This window comes from Rhizobium sp. PDO1-076, assembly GCF_000247475.1.
Classification (GTDB): Bacteria; Pseudomonadota; Alphaproteobacteria; order Rhizobiales; family Rhizobiaceae; genus Allorhizobium.
In genome coordinates, this window is the sequence record NZ_AHZC01000084.1 from 1 (window position 1) to 7,372 (window position 7,372).

Here is a 7,372-nt window from a genome sequence, read left to right on the forward strand (position 1 = left end):
GGTCCTCATCTCGATATCTCCAGAGAATTTTTGTCACAGATGGCTAGCGGAGCACCGCTGCGTCGACTATTTACAAACATGAGGCAGTACGCGGCTGCCTTGGGGCGTGGAAACCCCTGCAAGCGACTGGTGCTGATCGAAACAGCACCGAACTCTCTGACCTTTCGGGTCGGGGAGCCTGTGGCGTATGTCCAGGTTCCCCGGAACTAAAGGCCACGGGGCTGTCTTGCACGGTTTCCAACTCCCCGATCATTCGGAAGTTTAGTGAGTTTCGCGGGGGCGTACCGCGACAAACTCTCATTCCGGGGGAGTGACCGATGCAGGACCAAAAGGTAGCGCCGACCCTTTTCAAGTCTGGCGATTGCCGCACGATTTCTCACCAGAACAAGTCTTGGGGCCTGGTACAGGCCGACCTCGTGCGGCGGACGGGGCTTGGCAGGGAAGAGACGAACACCACGTCTACCCGGCACCTCATTCTCCTCAATCTGAAGGGAAATTCGGAGCGTGGCGAGTATTTTCTGGATGCCAAGCCTGCCGCCTTTGTCCCTAGAAAGCCTGGTGCAGTCCTCTTTATTCCTGCCGGATGTAGCTGGAGTGGGTGGGAAGTCGGTGACTCGACGGCCGCCTATCTTTCAATTTCAGTGGACCGGGCGTTCGTCACCAAACTTTTTGACCAAACTCTATCGAGCGCCCCACCGTCGCTTTCGCCTGATCTCGGTTGTGAGGATCCTGTAATCATGAACGCCGCTCGTGGAATAGGGGCGGAGATCCATGAGCGATACCCCCTGAGCACCCTCCTCGTCGAAAGCTATGCAGCGACAATTTTCGCTCAGCTGGTGCGAAAGCAGAAATATGCTCCACCTGTTCGCAAGGGCGGTTTGGCATCGGCGAACCTAAGCCGCGTCCTCCAGCGAATTGAGGATGATCTGCCCACCCGCCTCTCCCTTGAACACCTTGCGGCACTTGTCGGTCTGAGCATTCCCCACTTCTGCCGGGCATTCAAGCAGACGCTTGGATGTCCACCACACGCTTTCATCATTCGTCGCCGCGTCGAAAGGGCGAAGGAGTATTTGCGGCACTCACCTATGACTGTCACCGACGTAGCGTTGGTATGCGGCTTTTCAAGTTCAAGTCACTTTTCAAACGCCTTTCGGCGGGAGGTTGGAACGACACCCGTCGGATACCGTGATTCCTGGCAAGGCAAATCAGGAGAGTGATTTAATGATCAGATCATGCGGTTGTATCAAACCGCTGCAAGCGCGAGCGGTTTAGGCATTGCATCCTCGGCAAACCACAGCCGAGGGATTTTCCAGTGAACACCAAACTTGCCGCCGGAGATTTCGAACCGGCTCGATCCGACGTGATGGCGGCTGCGCTCTGCGTCGTCGGCCTGAAGAAGCGCTTCGGCCATCTCGAGGTCATAAAGGGGCTGTCGCTTTGTGCTCAGCGGGGCGATGTCATCTCCATCCTCGGCAGCAGCGGTTCAGGAAAGAGTACATTCCTGCGCTGTCTAAATTTTTTAGAGCAGTCAAATGGGGGTGAGATCTGGGTCTCTGGGCGGCATATAAAAATGCGGAGCGGGTTGACCGGCCAGAGAGAAGTCAACGAGCTTCGCACGAAGCTTGGAATGGTGTTCCAGAGTTTCAATCTCTGGTCACACAAGACCGTTCTCGAAAACATCATCGAAGCTCCCATTCACGTTCTCGGTATCTCCAAACGTGAAGCCTGCCTTCGGGCGGAAGAATTGCTGCTAAAGGTCGGCTTAGCCGACAAACATCATGCCTATCCCCCGCACCTTTCCGGCGGCCAGCAACAACGCATTGCCATTGCGCGGGCCCTGGCTATGAACCCTGAAATCCTGCTTTTCGACGAGCCGACCTCGGCCCTCGACCCGGAATTGGTCGGTGAGGTCCTGAAGGTCATTCGCTCGCTTGCCGACGAAGGGCGCACAATGCTGATCGTAACGCACGAACTCGGCTTCGCGCGCCAGGTATCCAACCGCGTCGTTTTCCTCCATCAAGGTCGGATTGAAGAGGAGGGGAGTCCTGACGAGCTGTTCGACCATCCATCTTCCCCGCGCTTCCGGCAATTCTTATCGGCTCAGGGGGAGGGGTTCCGGCAATGATGGACTTGCAGGGCTTCGGCGATCAAATCGCAACCGGAGCAATGACCACCCTCCGGGTAGCCGTCACCAACCTGGCACTCGGAATAGGCGTCGGTCTTTGCGGGGCCATGGCGAAACTGAGCCATTACCGTGGGCTAAACCGGCTTGCTGGTGGATATACGACGATTATTCGCGGCGTTCCCGAACTACTCATCATTCTGATCCTCTACTTTGGCGGCACCGTCGCATTGACAGCGTTTTTCGGCAGGTATGTCGAGGTCGATGCGTTCGCCGCCGGCGTTTTTTCGCTGACCATCGTTTTCGGAGCATACGCGACCGAGGTGTTTAGGGCTGCAATTCTGGCGGTGCCTGCGGGGCAAATTGAGGCGGCCAATGCCCTTGGACTCGCGAGGATCCTCGTGTGGCGACTTGTCATCGTCCCGCAAATGTGGCGGTACGCGCTGCCAGGCATTGGCAACCTGTGGCTGACCTTGTTGAAGGACACTGCGTTGATCTCCGTCGTGGGGCTCGAGGACTTGATGCGCAAGACCAGCGTCGCTGCCGGCTCCACCCATGACCCGTTGACCTTCTATTTGATCGCGGCTGGTCTCTATCTGTCGTTCACGTCTGTTTCCCTGGTCGGTCTGGCGTTGCTCGAATGGCATGCCAATCGCGGCGTGCGTTTCGCAAAGTGAGGAACCGGCTATGAACTGGTATCTGATTGTCGACGTTCTCCCGCTTCTGCTGGACGGGGCGATCCTCACAGCGCAATTGACGATCGCCTCCATAGCGCTCGGCTTTTTTTTCGCGTTGCCACTCGCACTACTGCGAGCGTCCTCTTCACCTTGGCTCTCTCAGCCCGTTCTTCTTTACACTTTCGCATTTCGCGGAACGCCCCTGCTCGTGCAGCTTTTCCTGATCTACTACGGCGCCGGGCAAGTCGAGTGGGTGCGGTCAAGCTTTGCATGGAGCATCCTGAGGGAACCTTACTGGTGCGCGCTCATCGCGTTTTCCCTCAACAACGCTGCCTACACGACTGAGATCCTGAGCGGGGGCATCCGAGCGGTTCCCTCTGGCGAAATCGAGGCAGCGAAAGCGCTTGGGATGTCGTATGCGCTGCGAACACGACGCGTCGTCCTGCCCGTCGCGTTCAGGCTCTCCCTTCCGGCCTATGCCAATGAAGTGGTCTTGATGCTGAAGGCCAGTTCTCTCGCCAGCACCATCACTCTCATGGAGCTTACTGGCACCGCCCGAAAGATCGCGGCGCAGACTTTTTCTCCATACGAGGTCTTCGTTTCTGCTGCCCTCATCTATCTCGGTATTACGACTCTGATCGTCCATGTGTTCTCGCGCCTGGAACGGCGTATGGCAATCCACAAGGGCCGGACGCAAGCTGTTGATGACGTGCAAGCAAGCGCCGTAGAGCAGGCTGTGCCAGGGCGGCAGGTGGAGCGATGACAACGGTTCTCATTTCGTCAGCTGAACCGCACGCTCCAAGGTTCACCTCTGCCGCTACGATGCGGGGGAGCTGGTACGAGATCGATCTCGATGCAATTCGGCACAACTATCGGCAGCTTCGGGGCCATCTCCCCCCGAACGTGAAAGTATACGCCTGCTTGAAACGGAATGGATACGGGTGCGGTGCCGGTACGGTTGCTGGCATTTTGACCAGAGAAGGCGTCGATGGTTTCGCTGTTGCTTCCTTGCTTGATGCTGTAGCGATCCGCGATGCGGGCTTAGGGCTTCCAATTCTCCTCTATCCAGGCGCCTTGCCCACAGCCGCGCCCACGATAGAGGCGCTCGATCTAACCATCAGCGTGTCAAGCATTGACGAGCTGAACCTGTGGTGCGCCGCCATGAAGAAAACGCGAGCGTTCATCAAGGTTGATCTCGGTTTCTTTCGTGCGGGTGCCACACCGCAAGAGGTAGGTCGACTACTTTTGGTAGCGAATGCGCACGCGGATGTGCAAGTAGAAGGTATCTACGCTCACATGAGCGAACTACCAACGTCGAAGCCCTCTGATGCATCAGATCAACTCGCTCGCATGCATGCAGTCTTACAGCATGCGAGGGCTCTCGGTGTACGGCCGGCAGTTGCTATGATGTCGAGCACCGAAGGGGTGCTGAGCCACCCTGAGATGGATTTCGACGCGGTCGATCCGGGGGCGTTATTCGTTGGCCTTCCGGAGTCCGATACGCCTGCCCGTCCGGTAATGCTCCGGCATGCCCTAAAAGCAATCTCAACCAGCTTGATTGCGGTGAAGCGTCTCGATGGGTCGCTCGGGCCGCTGCCTGACATTCCCGGATTTAAAGCCGGGATGAGCCTCGGAGTGCTCGGCATGGGGTGGGGCGACGGCTTTCCACGGCACGTGCCAACCGGCGCCGAAGCCATCGTTGGTGGAAAGCGAGTCCGGCTGTTACCTCCGGCCCATTTGGAGCACCTACGTATCGATCTGACCGCCGTACCAGAGGCTCGCTTTGGGGATCAGGTCGTCCTGCTGGGCCGCCAGGGCGATCAGATCATTACCCACGAGGAAGTTGCCGGCCTGTGGGGCACAGACATGGTCGGCCTCTACGGCCAGCTACGGGATCATATCCCGAGAATCTATGCCGGAAACCACAACACAAACTCAAGTGAGGAACATAGATGAGCACGTTCAAAGTGATACTGCATTTCATTCTCGCCGTCGTAATTGTCAGCCAGGCCCATGCGCAAGATAAAAAGCCGATCAAGATTGCAACGGAAGGGGCATTTCCGCCCTGGAACGCGGTCGATACGTCTGGAAAACCGGTGGGATTTGACATTGATGTCGGCAAGGCGCTCTGCGAGCGCGCGAAACTCGAATGCGAGTTTATCACACAGGCGTGGGATGGGATCATTCCGGCCCTGAGCGTGGGGAAATACGATGCGATCATGGCTGGCATGTCTATCACTGAGAAAAGAAAGCAGATTATCGCCTTCTCAGAACCCTACGCGCTGACATCCAATTATTTCGTCGTTGGCAAGTCGCTCGATCTCCCCGCTATGGATAACAACGTGAAGATCGATCTCTCTTCCGGAAATCAGCGCGAGGCGAGCGCTTTGCAGGCCCTGAAGGAAAATCTGGAGGGGAAGGTGATCGGTGTGCAGGGTTCGACGAACGCTGAAGCATTCGTTCGGGAGTACTTCGGGACTTCAGTCGAAGTCCGCACCTATGACAAGCAGGACAATCTCAATCTTGATCTGGTTTTGGGCCGTATCGATGGCGGCTTGGCCGACTATTCCGTTTGGAAAGTGTTTTTGGAGTCGAAGGACGGTGCCGCTGCGGCGCTCTACGGCCCGCGCATTTCCGGCGGTGTATTTGGTCCCGGTGTAGGTATCGGTCTACAAAAACGGGACAAGGAGCTCGCTGTTAGATTCAATGACGCAATTGAAGCGATAACAAAGGACGGCACGCTGAAAGAAATAAGCCTCAAATGGTTTGGAGTCGATCTTGTTTCGCGGTGACAACAGAGAGCGCTCGTGTGGAGAAGCTCATCCAACTGCATCATGCCTGCGCTTCAGGGTAGGGGATCACCCTCTTTCCTGCAAATGAGCCATGAACACCTCGGCAGGTGTCTTGTAGCCTAGGCATTTACGGGGTTGAGTTGGCACGCGCGCTGTTTGCCATGCATGAAGAGGAATATCGCGATCTACTCGCTCAAATCAAAACAGTCGATGAAAAGCTGATGGCTTGCATCGCGCTGATGAATGCAGCAAACGCTTGGCGGAGATACCTGGTGTCGGCCCGATCGGCGCCTCGCTTTTGATGATGAAAACGACTGATCCGAAGATGTTTAAGTCGGGGCGTGATTTTGCCGCCTGGATCGGTCTGACGCCAAGAGATCATTCGACCGCCGGAAAAGTGAGGCTTGGCGTGAGAGCTGATGTTGTGGACGGCCCCACCCCCTGAGTTTGTGGCAAAGTGTGGTCGTTTTGAAACGCTCACATGAGGAGAGCCGTCCATGGAAACGATTGCCACGATAGGCCTTGATTTGGCGAAGAACGTTTTTCAGGTGCACTGTGTTGATAGTGTCGGGAATGTCGTCATTAGACGCCAACTTCGGCGAGGTGAAGTTTTGAAGTTCTTCACCAGGGTTCCTGGCGTGCCTGATCGGCATGGAGGCATGTGGCACCGCTCATCACTGGGGTCGAGAACTGTTAAAGCTTGGCCATGATGTCAAGCTCATGCCGCCCGCGTATGTTAAGCCGTATGTCAAACGCGGCAAAACGGATGCAGCCGATGCGGAGGCGATCGCGGAAGCTGTGACGCGCCCAACGATGCGGTTTGTTGCGGTCAAATCCGTTGAGCAACAGGCTGTCCTGATGCTTCATAAGGCCCGAGACCTGTTGGTGCGTCAAAAGACAATGCTAATCAATGCATTGCGGGCACATCTCGCCGAGCTTGGAATTGTAGCTGCGCGTGGTCCCGCAGGGGTGAACACGGTGCTCGAGGTCTTGCACACGACCCAGGATAATCTGCCCCATGCCGCTGCCCAAGCTCTGAAAGGCCTGGCTGATCAATTGAACAGCGTGAGAATTGAGATCGATAGAATTGAAACCGAGATTAAAGAATGGCATCGCATTAGTGAAGCCAGTCAGCGCCTTGCGACAATCCCAGGCATCGGCCCCATAACCGCCAGCGCGATCGTTGCGACCGTTCCGGATGCGACACTCTTCAAGTCATCGCGCCAATTTGCTGCTTGGCTCGGTTTGACGCCAAAATCGCATAGCGGCGGCGGCAAGGAGCGGTTCGTCGGCATCAGCAAACAGGGCGACGGTTATCTTCGCCGGCTTCTGGTTCTTGGGGCGACAGCGGTCACCCGGTTTACTCGCCAAGGCCACGGCATCAAAGTTTGGGCATCCAAACTGCTCGATCGCAAACCGAGTAGGTTGGTAACCGTGGCGCTGGCCAACAAAATGGCGAGGATTGTCTGGGCCTTGCTGATCCGAAAGCAATCCTACTGCATGCCGGCGGCTGTGTGATACCTATCCACTGCCGAACACCCTTTCTCGCAGTGGTTTGCATGAGGACTGAGTAGTGATGACGAACCGGTCGAACCGGGGATTGGGACAACCCTTCCGAGCCAAGGGCCTCGTGCGCGTAGAGCTGATTGGGATCCAATCTGCGGACTTCATCAAGGCCCGCGGCCGTGTGTGCGCCGCATATGGAGGCCGGACACATGGCTGCGCCCGACCGCACCGAAATCTTACTTTTTTCACTTGCAAAAACGGGGCCGTCCACACAT

General features: G+C 56.6%; 6 protein-coding genes and 2 pseudogenes. All 8 read left to right on the top strand.

Annotation, left to right across the window (positions count from 1 at the left end; all coding sequences use genetic code 11):
* Positions 1 to 317 precede the first annotated feature (317 nt).
* The 8 genes and pseudogenes from PDO_RS06600 (at position 318) to PDO_RS06635 (ending at position 7,109) form a co-directional block, all read left to right on the top strand.
* Entirely contained in the window at positions 318 to 1,217 is a 900-nt protein-coding gene (locus PDO_RS06600) for a helix-turn-helix domain-containing protein (protein ID WP_007599525.1), read from the top strand.
* Positions 1,218 to 1,363: 146 nt separating this feature from the next.
* Positions 1,364 to 2,125, top strand: coding sequence for an ABC transporter ATP-binding protein (locus PDO_RS06605; RefSeq protein ID WP_037072833.1), 762 nt, complete (start codon positions 1,364 to 1,366; stop codon positions 2,123 to 2,125).
* Positions 2,122 to 2,799: an ABC transporter permease gene (locus tag PDO_RS06610; protein WP_007599527.1), complete on the top strand. Its 678-nt coding sequence runs from the start codon at positions 2,122 to 2,124 to the stop codon at positions 2,797 to 2,799. The genes PDO_RS06605 and PDO_RS06610 overlap by 4 nt, the downstream gene beginning before the upstream one ends.
* Positions 2,800 to 2,809: 10 nt before the next feature.
* The gene (locus tag PDO_RS06615; RefSeq protein WP_007599528.1) at positions 2,810 to 3,562 is read left to right on the top strand and encodes an ABC transporter permease; all 753 of its coding nucleotides are present in this window, start codon (positions 2,810 to 2,812) and stop codon (positions 3,560 to 3,562) included.
* A complete protein-coding gene (alr, locus tag PDO_RS06620; RefSeq protein WP_007599529.1) occupies positions 3,559 to 4,755 on the top strand; it encodes an alanine racemase in 1,197 nt (398 codons plus the stop codon). Before PDO_RS06615 ends, alr begins: the two co-directional genes overlap by 4 nt.
* Positions 4,752 to 5,591 (top strand): transporter substrate-binding domain-containing protein, encoded by an 840-nt coding sequence (locus tag PDO_RS06625; RefSeq protein WP_007599532.1) that lies wholly within the window; start codon positions 4,752 to 4,754, stop codon positions 5,589 to 5,591. Before alr ends, PDO_RS06625 begins: the two co-directional genes overlap by 4 nt.
* A gap of 137 nt (positions 5,592 to 5,728) precedes the next feature.
* Positions 5,729 to 6,003: pseudogene (locus PDO_RS06630) on the top strand (transposase); the annotation flags it as partial.
* Between the two features lie 85 nt (positions 6,004 to 6,088).
* A pseudogene (locus tag PDO_RS06635) lies at positions 6,089 to 7,109 on the top strand (IS110 family RNA-guided transposase).
* Positions 7,110 to 7,372 lie beyond the last annotated feature (263 nt).

Bases quoted from the DNA above. Each gene is read 5' to 3' on its own strand.
- PDO_RS06600 (WP_007599525.1), top strand. From the start codon at position 318: ATGCAGGACCAAAAGGTAGCGCCGACCCTTTTCAAGTCTGGCGATTGC.
- PDO_RS06605 (WP_037072833.1), top strand. From the start codon at position 1,364: ATGGCGGCTGCGCTCTGCGTCGTCGGCCTGAAGAAGCGCTTCGGCCAT.
- PDO_RS06610 (WP_007599527.1), top strand. From the start codon at position 2,122: ATGATGGACTTGCAGGGCTTCGGCGATCAAATCGCAACCGGAGCAATG.
- PDO_RS06615 (WP_007599528.1), top strand. From the start codon at position 2,810: ATGAACTGGTATCTGATTGTCGACGTTCTCCCGCTTCTGCTGGACGGG.
- alr (WP_007599529.1), top strand. From the start codon at position 3,559: ATGACAACGGTTCTCATTTCGTCAGCTGAACCGCACGCTCCAAGGTTC.
- PDO_RS06625 (WP_007599532.1), top strand. From the start codon at position 4,752: ATGAGCACGTTCAAAGTGATACTGCATTTCATTCTCGCCGTCGTAATT.